Here is a 21,975-nt window from a genome sequence, read left to right as displayed (position 1 = left end):
CACAGATCTTAAGAAAACTATCCCCGCGGATGGTATTTACGATGTACTTCCTTGATTCTTTCACCTGTAACATGGGTGTAGATTTGTGTGGTAGAAATATCAGCATGACCCAGCATGAGCTGGATAGAACGTAAATCTGCTCCCCCTTCCAAAAGGTGTGTTGCAAAGGAATGACGAAAGGTATGGGGATGTACTCGTTTCCCCAAACCAACTCTCGTAGCGTACTTTCTAATTACTTTCCAAAGTCCCTGCCTGCTAAACGGCCTGCCAGACTTATTTATAAATAGTACGTTACTTATCCGTCCACGCAGCAATACGGGACGGGCTCTCTCTATATATATCCTGACACACTCCAATGCCGATCTCGCCACCGGAACGATCCTTTCTTTCCCTCCCTTGCCGGTTATATGAAGGTAGCCCACCTGCCAGTTGATGTTCTTAAGCTCCAATGAAACTGTTTCCGAAACACGAAGTCCAGTGGCGTACATAAGCTCCATAATCGCCCTGTCCCTGAGATCAACAGGCGACTCCCCCGTAGGCGTAGAAAGCAAACGGAACATCTCTTCCTTGCTGATCACACCAGGGAGACGAAACCCCATTTTCATCGACTTTGCCGCGGAAAATGGTGAAGCCTTAACCTTACCCACCCCAAGGAGATACCGGAAAAACCCTCGAACAGCAGCAAGATTGCGGTTAACAGTAACAGGGGATAAACCCATAGACCCTAGAAACAAAAGATACAGCAGTACATCCTCCGAGGTAATATCATCCAAAGACTTACGTCCATTGCTGACCATAAAATCCACAAACCGCATAATATCCCTACTATAAGCCTCAAGGGTATTAGAGGAGGCACCTTTTTCCACTGTGAGATAATTCAAATACTCATCTATTAGATCGTACATCAAAAGTAACCCAAGAGAAATCTTTGTGTTAAAAATAACACCTTACATGCGATATAGCAAGCCATCAAAGGTAAATGAAAATTTCACCTTCTAAAACATCGTCCCAGGAGAAACCGCAAAATCACGGAGACTTTAAGACACATGGTAGTTACATCCATTGGCACACCATTTGCTGTCCTTTGATTAGGCAAGCCGATGAAAAATTACTAATTCACTTTTACAAAGTGCATGACTCATCGCAAGTATATGATACGTTTTGACAACCAGTACAAAAACAAATAAAATTTTAAAAAAATTTGCTTTTCAATGCATTTCAAGACTATGAGCATCCACACATACGAAGAACTTGCCGCTCTACATGCCATTGCTCGGATTTTGGCACAACCGGGGAACCTAAAAGACCAGCTGGAAGAAATATTGAACGAGTTGAGCAACCGACTAGGAATGAACAGGGGAATGATCTCCATATTGGATAGGGAAACAGGTGAAGCTTGGCTGGACGTAGCCCATGATGTTGATATTGAAAATGTGGAGGTTAGATACAGACCGGGAGAAGGCATCACCGGAATGGTCGCTCAAACTGGACGTCCCATAGCTGTTGCTAACCTTGGACAAGAAACACTTTTCTTAGACCGCACGGGAGCAAGACGTTCCCTCAATAGATCCGAACTTGCGTTCCTCTGCGTTCCCATAAAATACGACAATCGAGTTGTAGGTGTAATATCAGCCGACAAGGTCGCGCAGAACGTATCCAATCTCGACCAAGAATTGGCCATGTTGTCCTCAGTTGCCGAACTAATAGCGAGGGCTGTTCACACTCGGGCAATCGAAGAAGAGAATAGACGTTTGAGATTGATAATAGGCCGAACCCAATCTCTCTTACCTGAATTAATCGGTAATTCTAAAGCAATGAAAGAAATCTATGGCCAGATCTCCGTAGTTGCCAACACGAGTACAAATGTGCTCATACACGGGGAAACAGGAACGGGGAAAGAGCTGGTAGCCAGAGCCATACATCTAAACAGCTCGAGAAAATCAGGTCCCCTTGTAAGCATCAATTGTGCGGCTATTCCCGACACCCTAATCGAAAGCGAACTTTTCGGTTACGAAAAAGGGGCCTTCACTGGTGCTGTAACCCGTAAAAAAGGCCGTTTCGAGGAAGCAGACGGTGGAACTATTTTCCTCGATGAGGTGGGGGAACTCTCGGCAAGTGCCCAGGCTAAACTATTGAGGGTACTACAGGAAAAAGAGTATCAACCACTGGGTTCCACAAGGATTGTTAAAGTGAACGTGAGAATAATAGCGGCGACCAACCGAGATCTCGAAAACGATGTAAAATCAGGAAAATTCAGGTCTGATCTATACTATCGCCTCAATGTATTTCCTATATATCTACCGCCTTTAAGAGAACGAGGCAGCGACATAATACTACTCGCTGACTATTTTGTCCTAAAATACGCAAAGGAGTTCAATAGACCTGTAAAACGTATCTCAGCTGAGGTTCTGGAGACACTTCTAAATTACCCATGGCCGGGAAATGTCCGAGAATTGGAGCATTGTATTGAGAGGGCCGTACTGTTAGCGGACGGTGAGTCCATAGAAACCATTCACCTGCCCCCATCACTCCAGTCTTACACCACAAAAGATACTCAAAAAGGAAAAAAGAAAATCTCAGGCCGGCTAAAACAGGTGATAGAAAAGCAAGAGCGCAACCTTATCATAGACGCCCTCAAAGAGACGCATGGAAATCAATCAGAAGCCGCTAGAATCTTGGGAACAACCAAAAGAATACTGCGTTACAAGATCCAAAAACTGGGTATTGACCCGTGGCAGTTCCGACCTCGCAGAAATCAAAGCAATATATAAACACCAAACTATTCCCAGAATTGGAAACATTTTTGCACACCCCGAAAGGAAAGAAAACAAAAATGTTACTTTCTTAAAATTAGTAGAGATTCCCATGTTTTACCTGTAAAAAAAGAAAACGAAAAAAATTAAGATACAAATTTGTAATTTTTCCATCAGTCTAACTAGAAGTCCCATAAATGTAACTTCCAAAAAAGGCCTAAAATGTTAATAAATTCATTTCAATGATAAATCTGCAAAGCCTGGCACAACATTAGCAGATTACAAAACAACGAGAACATAGCTTAGGGATCCAGTATGTGCAGATTGTTTGCAGTCACAAGTGAAAACCCTCTTTCGCCAATGTTTGCCTTTAATGCACTCGACGTTATGCGCGAGGGACACGACGGGTCAGGTGTGGGTTTGTTCATGACGGACCTGTCCGGAGATTTCGAAAAGCTGAGAGATTATCCCATTCTCTCAGGAACTTTCTCAAGGGAAGGTGTCAAATATCTCGATTCTTTCATGAACGAACATCAATTTAATTTGGTGGATGAAATCTCTATATACCCAAGAAGAGATCCACCTCCTGGAACACCGAAAAGGGATCTTTACCTGATAAGGGTCTACTCTTGCCCTCCAAATTGGAATGAACTTGGGAGCGAAGAAAGAGAATTTCATCTTTTGAGAATCCGCCTTCACCTTCAAAAGAGGGGATTAGATGATGGTTCTATGTTTGTCTTCAGCTTTTGGCCGGATGTGATCATGATCAAAGAGGTTGGAGATCCCCTAACCATCGCGGAATATCTCTCTTTGGATCGTAAAGAACTATCTGCTCGAATTATCTTAGCCCAAGGTCGTCAGAATACAAATTATTCCATCAACATTTACGCCTGTCATCCCTTCTTCATACAGGGATTCTCTACAATGACGAACGGAGAGAATACAGCTTTCGTACCCATAAAAGAATTTCTGAAATCGCGGGATTTCCCAGGATACACCGGATACTATTCAGATTCTGAGGTGTTTACCCACATTCTGCATTACACGATGAAGCATCTTGGGCTAAGTTTGGAAATGTTCAAGCACATTATAACACCACTAACAGATGAGGAACTGAGACAGCACGAAGATGGTAATTGGCTGCGCATGCTAAAGATAGCATGTCGCCCTCTCATTATCGATGGTCCAAACTGTGTCATAGGCTGCACACCCGATAAAACACTGTTCATGGTCCAGGATAGCAAGAAATTGCGTCCGGGTGTAGCAGGAGGAATACCGGGAATATTTGTTTTTTCATCAGAAATGTGTGGATTGGAAGCAGCAATACCGCACCGTGATAAAGAGAAAGACTTCCAACCACTCAAGTACGACATGGCAATTGTAAGAAAAGACAGGAGGAAACTCGAAAAATGGAGCCAGTGGGAAAAGTTGCCCCGTCAACACTGGGGACAAGAGACCTCCCGTGGAGAATCATCTGGAATAAAGAGATATGTGCTCTCTGCGGCAGGTGCACAGCGGTTTGCCCCGTAAGGGCTATAGAACTTGCCGTGCACAGAAAAAGGGTCATAGATATCTCTATCGGTCTCTTGCAGAGGCCCTCCAATGTTTACGGAATTTACTACGGCATAGATCAACATACCGACCCAAATCGCGCCTGTAACGGATGTGGCATGTGCAACCTGGTCTGTCCTAATAACGCTATCTTCCCCGTTCATAGTGAGGAAATTGATAAATGGCGTTTTCACAACAACCTGGGTGGTTCACCGCGAAGAAGGGGGGGTAGAAGAAACGCGACCGACAGTACTCTCGACAAAATAAAATTCATCCGTATCTCCATGTTAACCGACCCTGCTCTCGATGCGGGACGTCACGAATTCGAGCTACGCACGCTTCTCGGGAGAATTCTTCCACCTGAAGAGATGATCAGGATTCAAAGCGAAGACGGTTGGATACCACCGGTTCGGGAAATTTATCCTCTCATCATTGGTAGCATGTCCTTTGGTGCACTTTCACCAAACATGTGGGAGGGCCTTATGATGGGCGTTGCTTACCTGAACGAAGAACTGGGCATGCCCGTAAGGATGTGTACCGGAGAAGGAGGTTGTCCTCCAAGACTTCTGAAATCCCGCTTTTTGAAATACCTCATCCTCCAGGTTGCAAGTGGATATTTCGGTTGGGACGAGATCATCCATGCACTACCGGACATGGTGGAGGACCCATGTGCAGTGGAGATAAAGTACGGTCAGGGGGCGAAGCCCGGAGATGGTGGGTTACTGGAGTGGTACAAGGTGAATAAACTAATCGCCGCAATAAGGGGGGTGCCTCGCGGCGTTAGCTTGCCAAGTCCACCAACACATCAAACGATGTATTCCATAGAAGAATCTGTAGCGAAAATGATCCAGTCAATGGCCATGGCTTGGGGTTTCAGGGTGCCGGTGTATCCCAAAATTTCAGGAACAAGCACCGCTCTGGCAGTGCTAAACAACCTCACAAGAAACCCATACGCCGCCGCCCTAGCCATCGACGGCGAGGATGGCGGAACAGGCGCGGCATATAACGTCTCTCTTGATCACATGGGCCATCCCATAGCGAGTAATATACGTGATGCCTACTTAAATCTCGTTAAAGTGGGCAAACAAAATGAAATTCCTCTCTTCGCCGCCGGTGGAGTTGGAAAAACAGGAAACCTAGCTGCTAATGCCGCAGCACTCATCATGTTGGGTGCAAGCGGTGTCCAGGTAGGCAAGTACATACTCCAAGCTGCAGGGGGCTGCGTAGGCTCAGAAAATGACCGTTGCAACATCTGTAATACAGGTCAATGTCCCAAAGGCATCACTTCTCAGGATCCAAGACTGTACAGACGTCTAGACCCTGAAAAGGTTGCGGAACGCACAGTAGACATATTTGTCAGCTTTGACACCGAACTAAAAAAAATCGTAGCACCCTTAGGGCGTTCAACTTCACTTCCCATAGGTATGTCCGATGCCATTGGGATTTCAGACTACCATGCCGCAAAGAGGCTGGAAATAAAATATGTAGTTTAGACATGAGACAAAAAGAAGAACCGAACCAGTATACAATTACAATTTCGGGTATGGAGAACGGAATGCGCGTCGATTCCCGGGTATTGGAGGAGCGCATTCAAAATGCAGTTAAAGAAGGACATCGGAAAATCCATGTAATAGCGTACGGTCAACATGGGATAGGTGGTCGCTTATGGTCTGCCGGTAGGGATCAGGTATTCCTAAAGATATCTGGTGCACCTGGTCAAAGGCTAGGATCAATGGGAGCTCCCAATACGTTTATAGAAGTGGACGGGCCAGCCTCAGACGACGTAGGGTGGTTAAATACTGGTGCTCAAATTGTCATAAGAGGTCACGCCTCGAATGGAACAGGTAACGCCATGGCGCAGGGGAAGATATTCGTAGCCGGTGATATTGGTGCTCGGGGTATGACGATGACAAAACATAACCCACGCTACGATCCACCAGAACTTTGGGTCCTAGGTAGTGTGGGTGACGCATTTGCTGAGTTTATGGCAGGGGGGATTGCCGTAATATGTGGATGGAACACGGACCGAGTTGACAACATCTTGGGTCATCGTCCCTGTGTGGGAATGGTTGGTGGCAAGATCTTCTTCCGTGGGAAACACAAAGGATACAGCGAAGAAGATGCAATGATAAAGGAACCGGATGATGAGGAGTGGAACTGGCTTTCTAATAATTTACAGAATTTCCTAAAGATCATCGGATTGCCAGAGCTCTTCCATGAACTGGGTACCAAAAGAAACGACTGGCTCGTCCTGGTAGCCAGAAAACCCCATGAGAGGAAACAGAACATAGCAAAAAATATAAAGCAGTTTCGTGAAGAAGTTTGGGAGAGAGAACTAGGAACAGGTGGACTAATAGGTGATATTATAGACATAGATAAAAGTTCTATAGAGGTGATTACCACTGGAGATCTACGGAGGTTCATCCCAGTCTGGGAAAACGGTAAGTATTTCCCTCCGTGTCAAGCAAACTGTCCCACTGGAATACCCGTCCAAAAAAGGTGGGAATTAATTCGCAAGGGTCTCGTAAAAGAAGCCATTGATCTATCTCTACACTACACTCCGTTCCCCGCAACAGTCTGCGGGCATCTCTGCCCAAATTTGTGCATGGAAAACTGCACAAGAAAAACAATGAAGTTTTCGCCGGTGGATGTCACAGTTCTTGGCAAAGCGAGCTTAGAGGCACAGCCGCCTTCACCCTTGCCCAAAAGTGGTCACAAGATAGCCGTCATTGGGGGAGGTCCAGCTGGTTTGTCTGTCGCCTGGCAACTCTGGATGAAAGGCCATGAACCTGAAATCTTCGAACAATCAGAAACAATAGGAGGAAAAATCACATCCCTAATTCCCACGAGTCGCATACCAGAGGAAGTTGTCGCACATGAGTTGAAACGAATAGAGGAGAGGATACGTATTCACACCAATTTCCACGTAACTAAAGAAAAATTCTTAATGCTTAAGGAAAAATACACATTTGTCATAATCGCTGCAGGAGCTCAGAAGCCCCGGATGCTTCCCGTACCTGGAATTGAAAAGAGCATCCCTGCAACGCACTTTCTCAAACAGAGTAAACAAGGAAACATCAAAGTGGGCAAAAAGGTGGTGGTGATCGGTGCCGGTAACGTGGGTTGTGACGTGGCCGTGGAGGCCATTCGCGGAGGAGCCACAGAAGTCACGTTAATAGATATACAGCAACCTGCTTCCTTCGGCAAGGAACGTAAAGCGGCGGAAGCAGTGGGTGCCCAATTCCGCTGGCCTTGTTTCACAGATCGCATAACCGATGAAGGCGTATTCTTAAAAGACGGAAGCTTCATCGCTGCAGACACAGTTGTCGTAGCCATAGGCGATCAACCAGATCTCGATTTTCTACCCCCAGAAATACCTACTTCGAAAGGTTTCATCGTAGTGGATAAAAACTATCAAACCAGTGATCCCCAGGTGTTTGCGATTGGTGATGTAGTGAGACAGGGTCTTCTAACAGAAGCGATAGGGGCCGGTCGGTTTGTCGCAGAAATAATCGACGGTATCATCAGGGATAAGAGGAAAATTTTTGAACAAAAACTTACAGTGGATCCCAAAAGGGTAAAACTGGAGTACTTAGAGGCGCGCAATCCTACAATCAACAGTTTAGAGTTATGGGCAGAAAACTGTGCTTCCTGTGGTGTGTGTCGTGATTGCGGTGTTTGCGAATCGATATGTCCCCAGGGGGCAATAACGAGAACCCAAAAGAATGGCAACGAATTCGAATACCAAACAAACGATGAAAAATGCATAGGCTGTGGTTTTTGCGTAAACGCGTGTCCCACAGGAGTTTGGTGTCTCATAGAAAACACACCGGTGGAATGATCACAACCTATTGCTTTTACCCAAATAACACAAGGAGGTTTACCAATGTTAGCATGCAAAACAAAAGAGGACGTTTTAAAAGTTGTCAAAGAGCGTGAGGTCAGTTTTATCCAGTTCTGGTTCACCGATATACTCGGAATGTTGAAAGTATTCGCCATTACACCTTCCGAACTGGAAGAAGGACTCGAAGAAGGAATGGGGTTCGATGGTTCATCCATCCAGGGATTTTGCAGGATAGAGGAAAGCGATATGATCGCTCGACCAGATCCTACAACATTTCAGATTATCCCGTGGAGACCAATGGACAGGCCTGTTGCACGCATGTTTTGTGATATACTCAATCCTGATGGAACACCTTACGAGGGCGATCCTAGATATGCATTAAAACGAGCGTTAAAAAAAGCAGAAGAGAAAGGTTACACTTTTTACGTAGGTCCTGAACTCGAGTACTTCTACTTTGTGAGTGACGATTCTCCCCAGATCCTAGATAAAGGTGGCTATTTTGACGGGCTGCCAATTGACAGAGGAACAGACCTTCGCAGACAGACAGTGTTTGCGCTTCAAGACATGGGAATAAGGGTTGAATACTCCCATCACGAGGTTGCCCCCAGCCAACACGAGATAGATTTACGGTACGACGATGCTCTTTCTATGGCTGATAAAGTTATGACTTACCGAACAGCTGTTAAGGAAATAGCAAGGCAAAACGGGGTCTACGCAACATTCATGCCCAAACCTCTGTTTGGACAGAACGGAAGCGGGATGCACACACATCAATCCCTCTTCAAGGGAAATAAAAACGCCTTTTTCGATCCACAAGACAAGTATCACCTCTCAGAAGTGGGAAAACAATACATTGCAGGCCTTCTAAAACATGCTCGAGAAATCACAGCGGTATGCAACCAGTGGGTCAATTCCTACAAACGTCTCGTGCCTGGATATGAAGCTCCTGTATACGTATCCTGGGCACGGCGTAACAGGTCAACGATGATTCGTGTTCCCATGTATAAACCTGGAAAAGAACAGGCAACCAGAATAGAGTTCAGATCTCCCGATCCGGCTTGCAACCCCTACCTGGCTTTTGCAGTGATGCTTGCTGCGGGCCTAAAAGGTATAGAAATGAAATATGAACTGCCGGATCCGATAGAAGAGGACATCTTTGAAATGGATGAAAAAGCAAGGGAAAAAGCTGGTATAGAATCCCTTCCTGGAAGCCTCTACGAAGCTTTACAGATAACTTCAAAGAGCGATCTAGTTCGTGAAGCCCTTGGTGATCATATTTTCGATAAATTCATCGAAAACAAAAAGGTTGAGTGGGACCGTTTTAGAACACACGTGAGTCAGTATGAGATTGAAAAATACCTGCCGATGCTATAATAGTTAAAACGAATGAACATGAAAAAACTCACTCTTCCAGCTTTGCTTGTCCTTGAAGACGGGAGCGTCTTCGAGGGAAAAGCATTTGCTGGAAGAGGAGAGGTTTTCGGGGAAGTTGTCTTTAACACCGGGATGACCGGCTATCAGGAAGTCCTCACAGATCCCTCTTATTACGGACAGATCGTAACGATGACCTACCCGTTAATAGGTAATTACGGGATTAACGATGAAGACATGGAATCAGCGACAATCTACATGGAAGGATTCATAGTAAAGGAATACCAACCTTATCCCAGTAACTGGCGCTCCCAGAGAACACTAGGTGAGTTTTTAGAAGCACATGGGAAAATCGGTATAGAGGACATAGATACGAGAGCTTTGACCCGCAGGATACGCGATAAAGGAGCCATGAAAGGGGCAATCTCCACAGAAACCACAGATGTAAACGCACTCCTTGAAAAGCTTAAGGCTTACCCTAGCCTTGTAGGAAAAGATCTTGTGTCTCCCATTACGACTCCTAAACCGTACTTATGGGAACGGGGAACCAGAAAATGGATAGAATATGATCTGAAAAGCATCTCCAAACAGTTGGGAAGACCCTTAATTGTCGTTGTTGATTGTGGGGTTAAATTCAGCATTCTCCGCTGTTTAGAGGCACTGGATTGTAAAGTACTAGTGGTTCCTGCGCATACGTCGTCAGAAGAGATATTGTCTTCCGAACCGGACGGTGTGCTGCTCTCCAACGGTCCCGGTGATCCAGCAGCACTAACTTACGTAGTGGATACAGTCAGAAAACTATTGGGAATAGTTCCTATTTTTGGCATATGCCTCGGCCACCAGATTCTAGGGTTGGCGTTGGGTGGAAAAACAGAAAAACTAAAATTTGGTCACCGTGGTCTCAATCAACCAGTGCTGAATCAATTGAAAGGAAAAATTGAGATAACCTCCCAGAACCATGGTTTCATAGTGACCCCCGTTTCCCTTCAAAAAAGCAGCATAATACACATGAACCTCAATGACGAAACTGTGGAGGGTATATACTTCCCAGAGATCATGGCCATAGGTGTCCAGTATCATCCTGAAGCAGCCCCCGGGCCGCACGATACAAGGTACATCTTTGAAATCTTTATCGACTTGATAAAAAACAGAGGAACAAATGCCCAAAAGAAATGATCTAAAAAAGATCCTCATCATCGGTTCAGGCCCCATCGTAATTGGCCAGGCATGTGAGTTTGATTACTCGGGCACGCAGGCCTGCAAAGCCCTCAAGGAAGAGGGGTATGAGGTGATCCTCATCAACAGTAATCCCGCTACTATAATGACTGATCCCCAAATGGCAGATAGAACCTACATTGAACCCATAACTCCCGAAGTTTTGGAAAAAATAATCAAACGTGAACATCCCGATGCGATACTTTCCACGGTAGGAGGTCAAACTGGATTAAATACAGCGGTCGCCTTGGCCGAAAACGGGATTCTTGAAAAATATGGAGTCCAGTTAATAGGGGCCTCACTTCAGGCCATTCGTAAAGCGGAAAGCAGAAGACTCTTCCGGGAATCAATGGAAGCTATCGGGTTGAAGGTTCCGCAGAGCAAAATCGTAAAAGACATAAGTGAAGTAAAGTCACTGTTAACAGAAATGAAATTCCCCCTTATTCTTCGTTCGTCTTTTACATTGGGCGGTACAGGAAGTGCGATCGTGTACAACGTAGAAGAACTCCTGGATGCTGCAAAAGTCGCACTTGAAGCCAGTATGTCAGGCGAAATAGTGGTGGAGGAATCCCTTGTAGGCTGGAAAGAATACGAACTTGAGTTGATGAGAGATAGAGCAGACAACGTAGTTGTTATTTGTTCCATTGAAAACATAGATCCTATGGGTGTTCACACTGGTGACTCCATAACTGTTGCACCAGCCCAAACACTAACAGATGTGGAATACCAAAAAATGAGGAACGCCGCCATCTCTATTATGAGGGAAATCGGTGTGGACACAGGAGGTTCTAATGTCCAGTTTGCCATTAATCCCAAAACGGGAGAAATGATGGTTATCGAGATGAACCCTCGGGTTTCACGCTCATCAGCTCTTGCATCGAAGGCTACAGGTTATCCCATCGCCAAAATAGCCGCCAAATTGGCCGTAGGCTATACCCTAGACGAAATCACAAACGATATTACAAAAAAAACAAAGGCTTCATTTGAGCCAACCATAGACTACTGTGTGGTAAAAATCCCTCGGTGGACGTTTGAAAAATTCCCCGAAACTGAAGACGTGATCACAACTTCTATGAAATCAGTCGGAGAAACCATGGCCATTGGGAGAACCTTCAAGGAAGCCCTGCAAAAAGCAATAAGATCTCTTGAAATAGGTAAATTCGATATACTCCTAAACCTCCCATCTCAACCATCGTTCACTAAAGAATTCCTCATAAACAAACTCCGTACCCCTAATTCCATGCGCATCTTTTATGTAGCGGAAGCTATAAACTTGGGTATGGGAATTGAGGAAATTTCATTGCTAACCGGAATAGACCCCTGGTTCCTGTACCAAATTAGAGAACTGGTGGTGGCAGAAAGAAACTTTGAAAAAGTTGAACCTTCGGCAACAGCACTTAGAGAAGCAAAGAAAATGGGATTTTCCGACAAGAGGATCGGTGAGCTCTGGAAGAAATCTGAAACGGAAATCCAATCAATGCGCATAAGGGAAAACATCGTTCCAGTCTACAAACAGGTGGATACCTGTGCGGCCGAATTCGAAGCAGTCACCCCTTATTACTACTCTACCTACGAAATGGAAGACGAAATCATCCCATCAACAAAACCAAAGGTGCTCATTATTGGTGGTGGACCAAATCGAATAGGTCAGGGTATTGAATTCGATTACTGTTGCGTTCACGCATCACTTGCCCTAAGAGAAGAAGGAATTGAAAGTATAATGGTAAACTCCAACCCGGAAACAGTAAGTACAGACTACGACATATCCGACAGGTTATTCTTCGAACCTCTCACATTGGAGGATGTTATTCACATCGTTATGAAAGAAAATCCTCTGGGAGTCATTGTACAATTCGGTGGTCAGACACCACTTAATCTCGCCAAAGGTCTTGCTCTCCGGGATATCAGAATTCTTGGAACATCGCCAGAAAGTATCGATCGTGCGGAAAATAGGGAACTTTTTAGGGAAATAGTCCAAAAACTTAAGCTCAAACAGCCGGATAGTGACGCAGTTAACGATGTGGATTCCGCACTGAAAGTTGCCAAAAAAATAGGGTACCCTGTTCTGGTAAGGCCATCTTACGTACTGGGTGGACGATCGATGGATATCATATACGATCCTCATACACTTACCACATTCATGGAGAGAGCAATCACTGTCTCGCCAGGCAGTCCCGTCCTCATAGATAAATTTCTCGAAGATGCAATTGAAGTTGACGTGGATGCGATTAGTGATGGAAAAGTCACAGTAATTGGCGGCATTATGGAACATATCGAGGCAGCAGGTATCCATTCCGGAGACAGTGCTTGCGTTCTACCACCCATAACTATACCTCGCGAAATAATTGCTGAAATCGAAAGGCAAACGAAACTCATTGCGAAAGAACTGAATGTAATCGGCCTTATGAACGTTCAATACGCCATTAAAAACGGCGATGTTTATGTACTCGAAGTGAATCCCCGGGCCTCGCGGACGGTACCATTTGTCAGTAAGGCTACTGGTATACCTCTTGCGAAGATCGCCACAAAGATCATGCTGGGGAAATCCCTTGAGGAACTCCGTTTTACAAAAACAGTATGGCCAAAACACATTTCCGTTAAAGAAGCTGTTTTCCCATTTAAAAGATTCCCAAACGTAGATGTACTACTAGGTCCGGAGATGAAATCAACAGGGGAAGTCATGGGGATAGGAAGCGACTTTGGTATAGCTTTCGCCAAATCACAGATGGCAACAGGCATGAACCTCCCCCTTCGTGGAACGGTGTTCATTAGCGTACACGACTCTCACAAAACTAAAATCGTACCCATAGCTAAAAAACTTAGAAAAATGGGTTATTCCATCTTGGCTACGCGGGGAACAGGGCAGGTACTTCGTGAACATAGGATAAAGGTTGGAATTATCCCCAAAATAAGTGAAGGTCGTCCTCATGTTGTAGATCACATTAAAAACGGAGACATACATCTAGTCATTAACACAGGGATGGGACGAAAGTCATCACTCGATGGCTACCACATCCGCCGAAGCGCACTTATGTATAACATTCCTTACTTCACAACCATAGCTGGTGCATGGGCTTTAACGGAAGCACTTTCCGCATTGAGACACAAAAAATGGAACGTAAAGTCGCTTCAGGAATATTACAAATTAATAACTCATATGTAATATCACACACACTCAGATAGCAATGATAAGAGTTGAGAGTTTCCACAGCCCTAATAAACCACGGGAAGAATGTGGAATAGTGGGTGTATACGGACCTTTAGACTCAGCACGCCTAGCCATGCTCGGATTATTTGCCCTTCAACACCGTGGTCAGGAAAGTGCAGGCATTGCGGTGGCAGACGGGAAACGGATAGCTTCCCACAAAGGTATGGGACTTGTATCCGAAGTTTTTAATGAAGAAATCCTCTGTAAATTACACGGCCACATAGCCATTGGACATACCCGTTACTCAACAGCAGGTCTATCAGTTCTCGCGAACGCACAACCAATCGTAATACATCACAGAAACCAATCCCTCGCCCTGGCTCATAATGGAAACATCGTAAACGCCAAAAAACTACGAAAAAAACTGGAAAGAAAGGGGTCCATTTTCCAGTCCACTGTGGATAGCGAAATCATTTTCCACCTAATGGTTCACAATTTGAGAAATGAATTAGAGGAAGCGCTTATCAAAGCCCTTGAAGAGATAAGGGGAGCATATAGTATCACTTTACTCACAGAGGATAAACTGTTTGCCATTCGTGATCCTAGGGGTTTTCGCCCACTATGTTTAGGGAAACTCCATGGCGGCTGGATAGTAGCTTCTGAAACTTGTGCGCTTGACCTTATTGGTGCGACGTACGTGCGGGATGTGGAACCGGGAGAAATTATCATCATTGATTCTTCAGGATTGAATAGCCTCAAACCATTTAAAGAAAAGGGACGTTCGTTTTGCATATTCGAACTGATCTATTTTGCCCGTCCGGATAGCACAATATTCGAAGTAAACGTCTACAACGTTAGAAAAAACCTGGGGAAGTATCTGGCCCAGGAATACCGTCCAGACGTTGATCTAGTCATGCCGTTCCCTGATTCAGGGACTTATGCAGCACTCGGCTATACCGAAGAGAGTCATATACCATTTGAAATGGGTATGATAAGAAACCACTACGTAGGTAGGACTTTTATCCAACCATCGCAGCGGATCCGTGATATCGACACAAAGATTAAACTTAATCCGGTTAAATCCATTTTAAAGGGCAAAAAAATACTCATTATCGATGATTCTATAGTGAGAGGCACCACAAGCAAAAGCAGAGTGGAACATCTAAGAAGCATAGGAGTGAGAGAGATACACATGGCTGTCAGTTGTCCACCAACACGCTTCCCCTGCCCCTACGGGATAGATTTTTCCTCCAGAAGCGAGCTAATAGCTGCGGAGAAAGACACCAAAGAAATTGCAAGATACATTGGTCTCGATTCTCTATACTACCTGAGTTTGAGAGGTATGCTTAAGGCGACAACACTTGATCCAAAAGGATTTTGCCTTGCCTGCTTTACAGGGAAATACCCTATCAGCGTACCTCCTGAAATGGGAAAATACCTGCCGGAAGAAGAAAGTTCGTTTTAGCATCATCAATTAACAACCTGTCGTATACATTACAATTGACAGAGTCGCACTCCTATGGTAACCCTTACCATCAAGTCCACCGAAACAGAAAGGTAAAGTGCTAACCCTTCGCGACGTAAAAGAAATACTAGAGGCTGATGTTCTCGTCGGCCACGATCAATTAGAGAAAGAAGTTTCCACTGGATTTGGCGCTGATTTAATGAGCGATGTACTTGCGTTTGCCAAACCAGGTAGTATGCTTCTCACAGGGCTGACAAACCCTCAGGTTGTAAGAACCGCAGATGTTATGGATATCGCCGCGATAATATTTGTTCGCGGAAAAAGACCACCAATTGAAACGATAAGGCTGGCAGAAGAACTCCATATTCCACTACTCGCCACGAAGTATATCCTCTTCGAATCTTGCGGACGTCTTTATACCAGAGGCATAGTCGGTTGTATCCAGAAAGTTGAATAAAATGAACAATCAAAATTCCGGAACGGTCATTCTTGACCAGACTTTCACAGTTGAGGGAGGTAATTTCGACAAAGCAGGACAAGTAGCTGGTAAAGTCAAAAATATCTTAAAAAAATTCAATCTCCCCCCTGAAATAGTCCGGAGAGCGGTACTTGTTACCTACGAATCAGAAATAAACATCGTCTCTTATGCATATATTGGCACAATCAACATAAAGGTCATGCCAGACTCAATAATAATAGAAGCCCAAGATGAAGGACCAGGTATCGCTGATATTGAACTCGCCATGCAGGAAGGTTACTCCACGGCAACGGATAAAATCCGCGAAATGGGGTTCGGCGCGGGTATGGGACTGCCAAACATACAGAATTATTCTAATTTCTTCAGAATAAAATCCGAATACGGACGGGGAACCAGATTAAAAATGGTAATAAATTTAGTTTAAAAGGCAGTGGAAAAACATGAAAACTCTTGAAACTATTGCAAAAGAACTGGATCTTCAGTTCCGATGTGGAAAGGAAAAAGGAAATAGCGTTGTAAAAGGAGGTCATATCGGCGACCTTTTGAGCAATGTAATGGCAACAAGCAAGGAAGGCGATTTATGGATAACATGTCAGACGCACCAGAACATTGTGGCTGTAGCGTCACTCAAAGATCATACTGCCATTGTTATTTGCAATGGGTTAGAACCCACAAGGGAAACCATAGAAAAAGCCGAAAAAGAGGGCATACCCATTTTGACGTCCAGTTTGTCCGCGTTCGAGCTTGGCGGCAAACTTTATAAGTTACTGGGACATTAAATCACCGGCATTATTCTTTAATATGCTCGATCGTCTCCTATGTGATTTTCATATTCATACCTGTTTGTCCCCATGTGCGGACCTCTCCATGACCCCCCGGGCAATTGTTAAAAAAGCCATTGAAAAAAGTCTCAATGTCATTGCCATATGCGACCATAACGCATCAGAAAACGTAAAGTACGTTCAGAAAGCCGCAAAAGGGGAAAGTATCCTTATTCTGCCAGGTATCGAGGTGACTACAAAAGAGGAAGTTCACGTCTTAGGGATATTCAAATCCATCTATCAACTTCAAACCTTCCAAAGGTACATATATGATCATCTGCCAGGACAAAACAACGAGGAACTATTCGGATGCCAAGCGGTGGTTAACGAAAAAGATTTTGTGGAAAAGATAAATGATAGATTTCTCCTCGGCGCCACAACCCTCTCACTACAAGACGTTGTGAATATGATACATCACCTCAAAGGTCTTGCAATCGCCTCCCATGTGGACCGACAGGCGTTTGGAGTGATAGGACAACTAGGTTTTATAGACGAAACAATGAACTTTGACGCCTTGGAGATTACAGGAGGCAACCGAAAAAGCTTTCGCCAAAAATATCCAGAGTTAAACCATTTTCCTCTTATAGAATCATCGGACGCTCATTATCTAAAAGACATAGGAAAGCATTCGACAGTCATCAATGTTAAAAAAGCCACATTCAACGAGATAGCAAAGGCGCTACAAAATAAAAAAGGCAGATACGTGGAGGAAGATTATTAGTGCAGGAGATAGCCCTCCATATCCTAGATCTCGCAGAAAATTCCGCAAGAGCAGGAGCAAAAAATCTTCGCATAAAGGTTGAGGAAAACACTAAAAGAGACATCATACAGGTTGAGATTGAAGACGACGGAAGAGGCATGGACGAGAATACACTAAAGGAAGCGCTAGATCCCTTTTTTACCACCAAGCAAGAGAGGAGATTCGGTCTAGGTCTGGCAATGATAAATCAAGCGACAGAACAGACAGGAGGAACTCTAGAGATATTTTCATCACCAAATGTGGGAACAAAACTGAAGTTCTCCTTTCAAAAAAGCCACATAGATCGTCAACCCATGGGAGATATGGCCGGTGTCATAATGGCCATCGTAGCCGGAAACCCTGAGATGGACATCGAATACGAACACATATGCGATGATGAACGCTTTTCGTTCAGCACAAAAGAAATAAGAAAAATACTGGATGACATTCCCATAAACAGGACTGAAGTGTTGACATTTATAAGAAAGTGTGTTTACGAAGGGCTGCGAAAAATCGGGGCAGAAACCTGAATAGGGTCTCATATGTCAGTGAGGAGGGCACCACATGAAAAACGGATATCAGGAACTACTCGGCGAATTTACGGAAGATCAGGTACTCAAGCTAAAAGAAATTATAGAAAAATACAAAGGTAAGCCAGGTGGGCTTATACCCTTGCTTGAAGAAGCACAGGGAGCTTTAGAATATCTCCCCGTTTCGGTTCAAAGGGTAATCGCAAAAGAACTGAAGTTACCTCCCAGCCGTGTTTATGGAGTGGTTACATTCTATTCATTTTTCACCACAACCCCTAGAGGGCGTCACACTGTGAGGGTGTGTCTCGGCACGGCCTGCTATGTTAGAGGAGGCAGAGCAATTGCCGAAACCATAGAAAAAACATACGGAATCAAAGAAGGAGAAACAACGCCCGACAGAAAATTCACCTTTGAAACGGTGCGTTGTCTCGGAGCCTGTGGTCTAGGCCCTGTTATATTGGTGGACAAAGACGTGCACGGCCGCGTAAAACCCGCAAAAGTAAAAGACATACTAAGCCAATATTCGTAAAGAAAAGAAAGGTAACGCCATGGCTAAAATAACCATTGAAGATTTGAAAAAGATAAAAGAAAAGATACAGGCCCAAACCTCCCTCCGAGAAGATGGCAAACGAGTGAAGATCACCGTCCATATGGGAACATGTGGACTTGCAGCAGGGGCAAAAACAGTACTTGATACACTTATGCAGGAAATTGAGGAGGCAGGGGCAACGGATATTATTGTTACAACCTCGGGATGTATAGGTCTTTGCAGTCGTGAACCAATTGTTACTGTGGAGATTCGCGGTCAAGAACCCATTAAATACGAACTTATGAATGCGAACAAAATGCGGCAGGTATTCAGAAGACACATCTTGGGGGGTGAGATTCAGACACCCTTTGCACTGGCAAGAGGGACAGAGACGGAAAAATAGCAAAGGAGGTCAAAATCAAAAATGAGAGTGTTTCGTTCCCATGTGCTTGTATGTGGTGGTACAGGTTGTCATGCGTCAGGTAGCATCAAGATCAGAGAAAAGTTGATCGAAGAACTCGAAAGGAAAAACCTCACCAGAGAAATCAAAGTCGTTGAAACTGGTTGCAACGGTTTTTGCGCAATGGGTCCCATCTTGGTGGTTTATCCCGAGGGTATTGTGTACATGACGGTTAAACCCGAAGATATCCCTGAACTGGTGGAGGAACACTTCCTTAAAGGACGGGTTCTTGAAAGACTCCTATATAAAGAACCATCTACAGAGGAAGTTATACCTAGAATGCGTGACATCCCTTTCTTTGCCCTTCAAGAACTGCGTGTACTAAGAAATAGAGGTCTAATCGATCCTGAAAATATCGAAGAATACATAGCGCGAGATGGTTATCTGGCACTCGCGAAAGCACTTACTGATATGACCCCTGAAGAAATAATAAGTGAAATTACCGCTTCCGGTCTCAGGGGCCGGGGAGGAGCAGGCTTCCCAACGGGTCTGAAGTGGAAGTTCTGTGCTTCATCGCCAGGCGATATAAAATACGTCATATGTAACGCAGACGAAGGTGATCCTGGGGCTTTCATGGATCGCTCTATTCTTGAGGCAGATCCTCATGCTGTTCTTGAAGGAATGATAATTGCGGCAAAAGCCATTGGTTCCAAACAGGGATATATATACTGTCGTGCTGAATATCCCCTCGCCATCCATCGTCTAAATATAGCCATTACCCAGGCCAAGGAACTTGGTCTTTTAGGTAAAGACATCTTAGGAACCGGATTTGAATTCGATATAGAGATCTATCAAGGGGCAGGTGCATTTGTTTGTGGTGAGGAGACGGCCCTTATGACTTCCATCGAAGGGAAAAGGGGCATGCCAAGACCGCGTCCACCTTTTCCCGCCGTTTCTGGTCTCTGGCAGAAACCATCCATCCTGAACAATGTTGAGACATTTGCCAACGTTCCCCTTATCATCCGCCATGGCGCTCATTGGTTTGCAAGCGTGGGTACGGAGAAAAGCAAAGGAACTAAGGTGTTCGCCCTTACAGGAGACGTAAATAACGTAGGACTAGTGGAAGTCCCCATGGGAACGACACTGGGAACCATAGTCTACGACATTGGAGGGGGAATCCCCAAGGGGAAAAGATTTAAAGCGGCCCAGCTAGGGGGACCCTCCGGTGGATGCATTCCTATCCAGCATCTAAACGCCCCTGTCGACTACGAAACGGTAACCGAACTTGGCGCTATTATGGGTTCCGGCGGGCTCATCGTTATGAACGAAGACACATGTGCAGTTGACATGGCAAGATTCTTCATGGAATTCTGCCAAGATGAGTCCTGTGGCAAGTGTGTTCCCTGCCGTGAGGGAACTAGACGTATGTTGGAGATACTCACAAACATTACGCTTGGTAAAGGCAAAGAAGGAGATATTGAACTTTTGGAAGAAATGGCTCAAACTATTAAGGCCACTTCACTATGCGGGCTCGGCCAAACAGCACCGAATCCAGTTTTAAGTACTATTCGCTATTTCAGAAAAGAATACGAAGATCACATCAAATATCGCCACTGCGACGCTGCCGTGTGCGGAGCCCTGTTTAAATCACCCTGTCAACATACTTGTCCGGTAGAAATGGATATTCCCGCTTACATCGCACTGATCCGCGCTCAACGCTTCGACGATGCATATAAGGTACTTTTAAGGACAAATCCGTTCCCCTCAGTATGCGGTAGGGTTTGCGATCACAAATGCCAATCAAAATGCAGGAGAGGGAAGTTGGATGCACCTGTGGCAATCAAATATCTAAAGCGCTTCATCACAGACAACGCAAAGCCTCCGGTGGTTCAACCGGTACCTGTAACTCGGAAAGAGCGTATCGCCATTGTGGGTGCTGGACCGGCGGGACTTACCGCTGCGCGTGAGCTCGCCATTAGAGGATACAAAGTTACCGTCTACGAAGAGCTGCCAGAACCAGGTGGAATGTTAAGATGGGCCATTCCTTCATACCGACTGCCACGAGAGATATTGGCTAAGGAAATAGAAAATATTAAGGCTCTCGGCGTGGACATTATATGCAACACCCGCATAGGAAAAGACATCCCCTTTGAAAAGATAAGTGAGAATTATGACTACGTCTTTATGGCACCGGGTGCTCATAAAAGCCAAAGACTAGGTGTTCCGGGGGAGAACCTGAACGGTGTTTACGGTGGCGTGGAATTCTTAAGAGATTTCAATCTACACGAAGAACAGTGGTTGAAGAAGGAGAAGACCTTGGGATCAAAAGTGGCTGTCGTGGGTGGAGGAAACTCGGCTATAGATGCCGCACGGGTCGCCCTTCGTCTCGGTGCTGAAGTCACTATTCTCTACCGCAGAGAACGAAAAGACATGCCGGCAGCAGAGGAAGAAGTAAAAGCTGCAGAAGAAGAGGGTATCAAAATAGAGTTCCTTGTGGCCCCCCTCAGGATTGAGGGAAAGGATGGAAAAGTAACAGGTATCACCTGTGAGCGAATGCGATTGGGAGATTTTGATAACAGCGGGCGCCGTAAACCTATCCCCATCAAGGGTTCTGAATTTACCCTAGCGGTGGACGCAGTAATAGCCGCAATTGGTCAGTCACCGGATTTATCTTTTGTCCCCTCCGAAAGTGGTATAACTACAAATAGATGGAACCTGTTTGAGATCCAAACTGGAAGTAAAACAAAAACCACATCAGCACGCTTCTACGCAGGCGGAGACGCGGTGACAGGGCCCGCAACGGTAATTGAAGCAATAGCAGCTGGTAAACAGGCTGCCCAGGAAATCGATGCCGAGATAAGAAAGGCAAAAGGGGAACCTCCCTGGGAGGAACCAGAAGAAGAGAAAATAGAAATTCCCTTCGAAATAGATGAGGAAACTATAGAATCACCACAGGAAAAAATGCCGGAACTTTCTATCGTTGAAAGAAAAAGGAACTTCTCGGAGGTGGAATTGGGGTACACTAAAGAAAAAGCTATAAAAGAAGCCTGTAGATGTCTAAGATGTGACGCTGAAATTTAACCCTTAGAGAGTGAAGGGGGTGAAGTTCAATTTTAACTTTGTCCTACTCT

17 protein-coding genes are annotated in these 21,975 nt (G+C 45.0%); 16 read left to right on the top strand and 1 reads right to left on the bottom strand.

Annotated elements, in window-relative coordinates:
- Positions 1 to 17: 17 nt before the first annotated feature.
- The gene (gene xerD / locus N2317_03115; GenBank protein ID MCX7816491.1) at positions 18 to 905 is read right to left on the bottom strand and encodes a site-specific tyrosine recombinase XerD; all 888 of its coding nucleotides are present in this window, start codon (positions 903 to 905) and stop codon (positions 18 to 20) included.
- Between the two features lie 321 nt (positions 906 to 1,226).
- Here xerD and N2317_03110 point away from each other — a divergent pair, with 321 nt between their 5' ends.
- The 16 genes from N2317_03110 (at position 1,227) to nuoF (ending at position 21,925) form a co-directional block, all read left to right on the top strand.
- Positions 1,227 to 2,771: a sigma 54-interacting transcriptional regulator gene (locus N2317_03110; GenBank protein ID MCX7816490.1), complete on the top strand. Its 1,545-nt coding sequence runs from the start codon at positions 1,227 to 1,229 to the stop codon at positions 2,769 to 2,771.
- Positions 2,772 to 3,068: 297 nt separating this feature from the next.
- Positions 3,069 to 4,283: a glutamate synthase gene (locus N2317_03105; protein MCX7816489.1), complete on the top strand. Its 1,215-nt coding sequence runs from the start codon at positions 3,069 to 3,071 to the stop codon at positions 4,281 to 4,283.
- Positions 4,172 to 5,797, top strand: a complete 1,626-nt coding sequence (locus tag N2317_03100) for a glutamate synthase-related protein (GenBank protein ID MCX7816488.1) — start codon at positions 4,172 to 4,174, stop codon at positions 5,795 to 5,797. The genes N2317_03105 and N2317_03100 overlap by 112 nt, the downstream gene beginning before the upstream one ends.
- Positions 5,798 to 5,799: 2 nt before the next feature.
- Positions 5,800 to 8,145: an FAD-dependent oxidoreductase gene (locus N2317_03095; protein ID MCX7816487.1), complete on the top strand. Its 2,346-nt coding sequence runs from the start codon at positions 5,800 to 5,802 to the stop codon at positions 8,143 to 8,145.
- A gap of 45 nt (positions 8,146 to 8,190) precedes the next feature.
- Positions 8,191 to 9,522, top strand: coding sequence for a glutamine synthetase family protein (locus N2317_03090; GenBank protein ID MCX7816486.1), 1,332 nt, complete (start codon positions 8,191 to 8,193; stop codon positions 9,520 to 9,522).
- 18 nt (positions 9,523 to 9,540) lie between these two features.
- Positions 9,541 to 10,695 (top strand): glutamine-hydrolyzing carbamoyl-phosphate synthase small subunit, encoded by a 1,155-nt coding sequence (carA, locus tag N2317_03085; GenBank protein ID MCX7816485.1) that lies wholly within the window; start codon positions 9,541 to 9,543, stop codon positions 10,693 to 10,695.
- Positions 10,679 to 13,897: a carbamoyl-phosphate synthase large subunit gene (carB, locus tag N2317_03080; protein MCX7816484.1), complete on the top strand. Its 3,219-nt coding sequence runs from the start codon at positions 10,679 to 10,681 to the stop codon at positions 13,895 to 13,897. The genes carA and carB overlap by 17 nt, the downstream gene beginning before the upstream one ends.
- A gap of 22 nt (positions 13,898 to 13,919) precedes the next feature.
- Positions 13,920 to 15,347 (top strand): amidophosphoribosyltransferase, encoded by a 1,428-nt coding sequence (purF, locus tag N2317_03075; protein ID MCX7816483.1) that lies wholly within the window; start codon positions 13,920 to 13,922, stop codon positions 15,345 to 15,347.
- A gap of 97 nt (positions 15,348 to 15,444) precedes the next feature.
- Positions 15,445 to 15,804 (top strand): DRTGG domain-containing protein, encoded by a 360-nt coding sequence (locus N2317_03070; protein ID MCX7816482.1) that lies wholly within the window; start codon positions 15,445 to 15,447, stop codon positions 15,802 to 15,804.
- Between the two features lies 1 nt (position 15,805).
- Positions 15,806 to 16,249, top strand: coding sequence for a hypothetical protein (locus tag N2317_03065; GenBank protein MCX7816481.1), 444 nt, complete (start codon positions 15,806 to 15,808; stop codon positions 16,247 to 16,249).
- A gap of 16 nt (positions 16,250 to 16,265) precedes the next feature.
- Positions 16,266 to 16,604 carry a DRTGG domain-containing protein gene (locus N2317_03060; protein ID MCX7816480.1) on the top strand — a complete coding sequence of 113 codons (339 nt, stop codon included), beginning with the start codon at positions 16,266 to 16,268 and terminating at the stop codon, positions 16,602 to 16,604.
- A 22-nt stretch (positions 16,605 to 16,626) separates the two neighbouring features.
- Positions 16,627 to 17,367, top strand: coding sequence for a PHP domain-containing protein (locus tag N2317_03055; GenBank protein ID MCX7816479.1), 741 nt, complete (start codon positions 16,627 to 16,629; stop codon positions 17,365 to 17,367).
- Positions 17,367 to 17,915 carry an ATP-binding protein gene (locus N2317_03050; GenBank protein MCX7816478.1) on the top strand — a complete coding sequence of 183 codons (549 nt, stop codon included), beginning with the start codon at positions 17,367 to 17,369 and terminating at the stop codon, positions 17,913 to 17,915. Before N2317_03055 ends, N2317_03050 begins: the two co-directional genes overlap by 1 nt.
- A 34-nt stretch (positions 17,916 to 17,949) precedes the next feature.
- Positions 17,950 to 18,444, top strand: coding sequence for an NAD(P)H-dependent oxidoreductase subunit E (locus N2317_03045; protein MCX7816477.1), 495 nt, complete (start codon positions 17,950 to 17,952; stop codon positions 18,442 to 18,444).
- A 19-nt stretch (positions 18,445 to 18,463) separates the two neighbouring features.
- Entirely contained in the window at positions 18,464 to 18,847 is a 384-nt protein-coding gene (locus N2317_03040) for a (2Fe-2S) ferredoxin domain-containing protein (GenBank protein ID MCX7816476.1), read from the top strand.
- A gap of 21 nt (positions 18,848 to 18,868) precedes the next feature.
- Positions 18,869 to 21,925, top strand: coding sequence for an NADH-quinone oxidoreductase subunit NuoF (gene nuoF / locus N2317_03035; GenBank protein ID MCX7816475.1), 3,057 nt, complete (start codon positions 18,869 to 18,871; stop codon positions 21,923 to 21,925).
- Positions 21,926 to 21,975 lie beyond the last annotated feature (50 nt).

The organism is Syntrophales bacterium, assembly GCA_026417625.1.
Lineage (GTDB): Bacteria > Desulfobacterota > Syntrophia > Syntrophales > UBA8958 > JAOACW01.
This window is presented reverse-complemented; position numbering and strand designations above follow the sequence as displayed.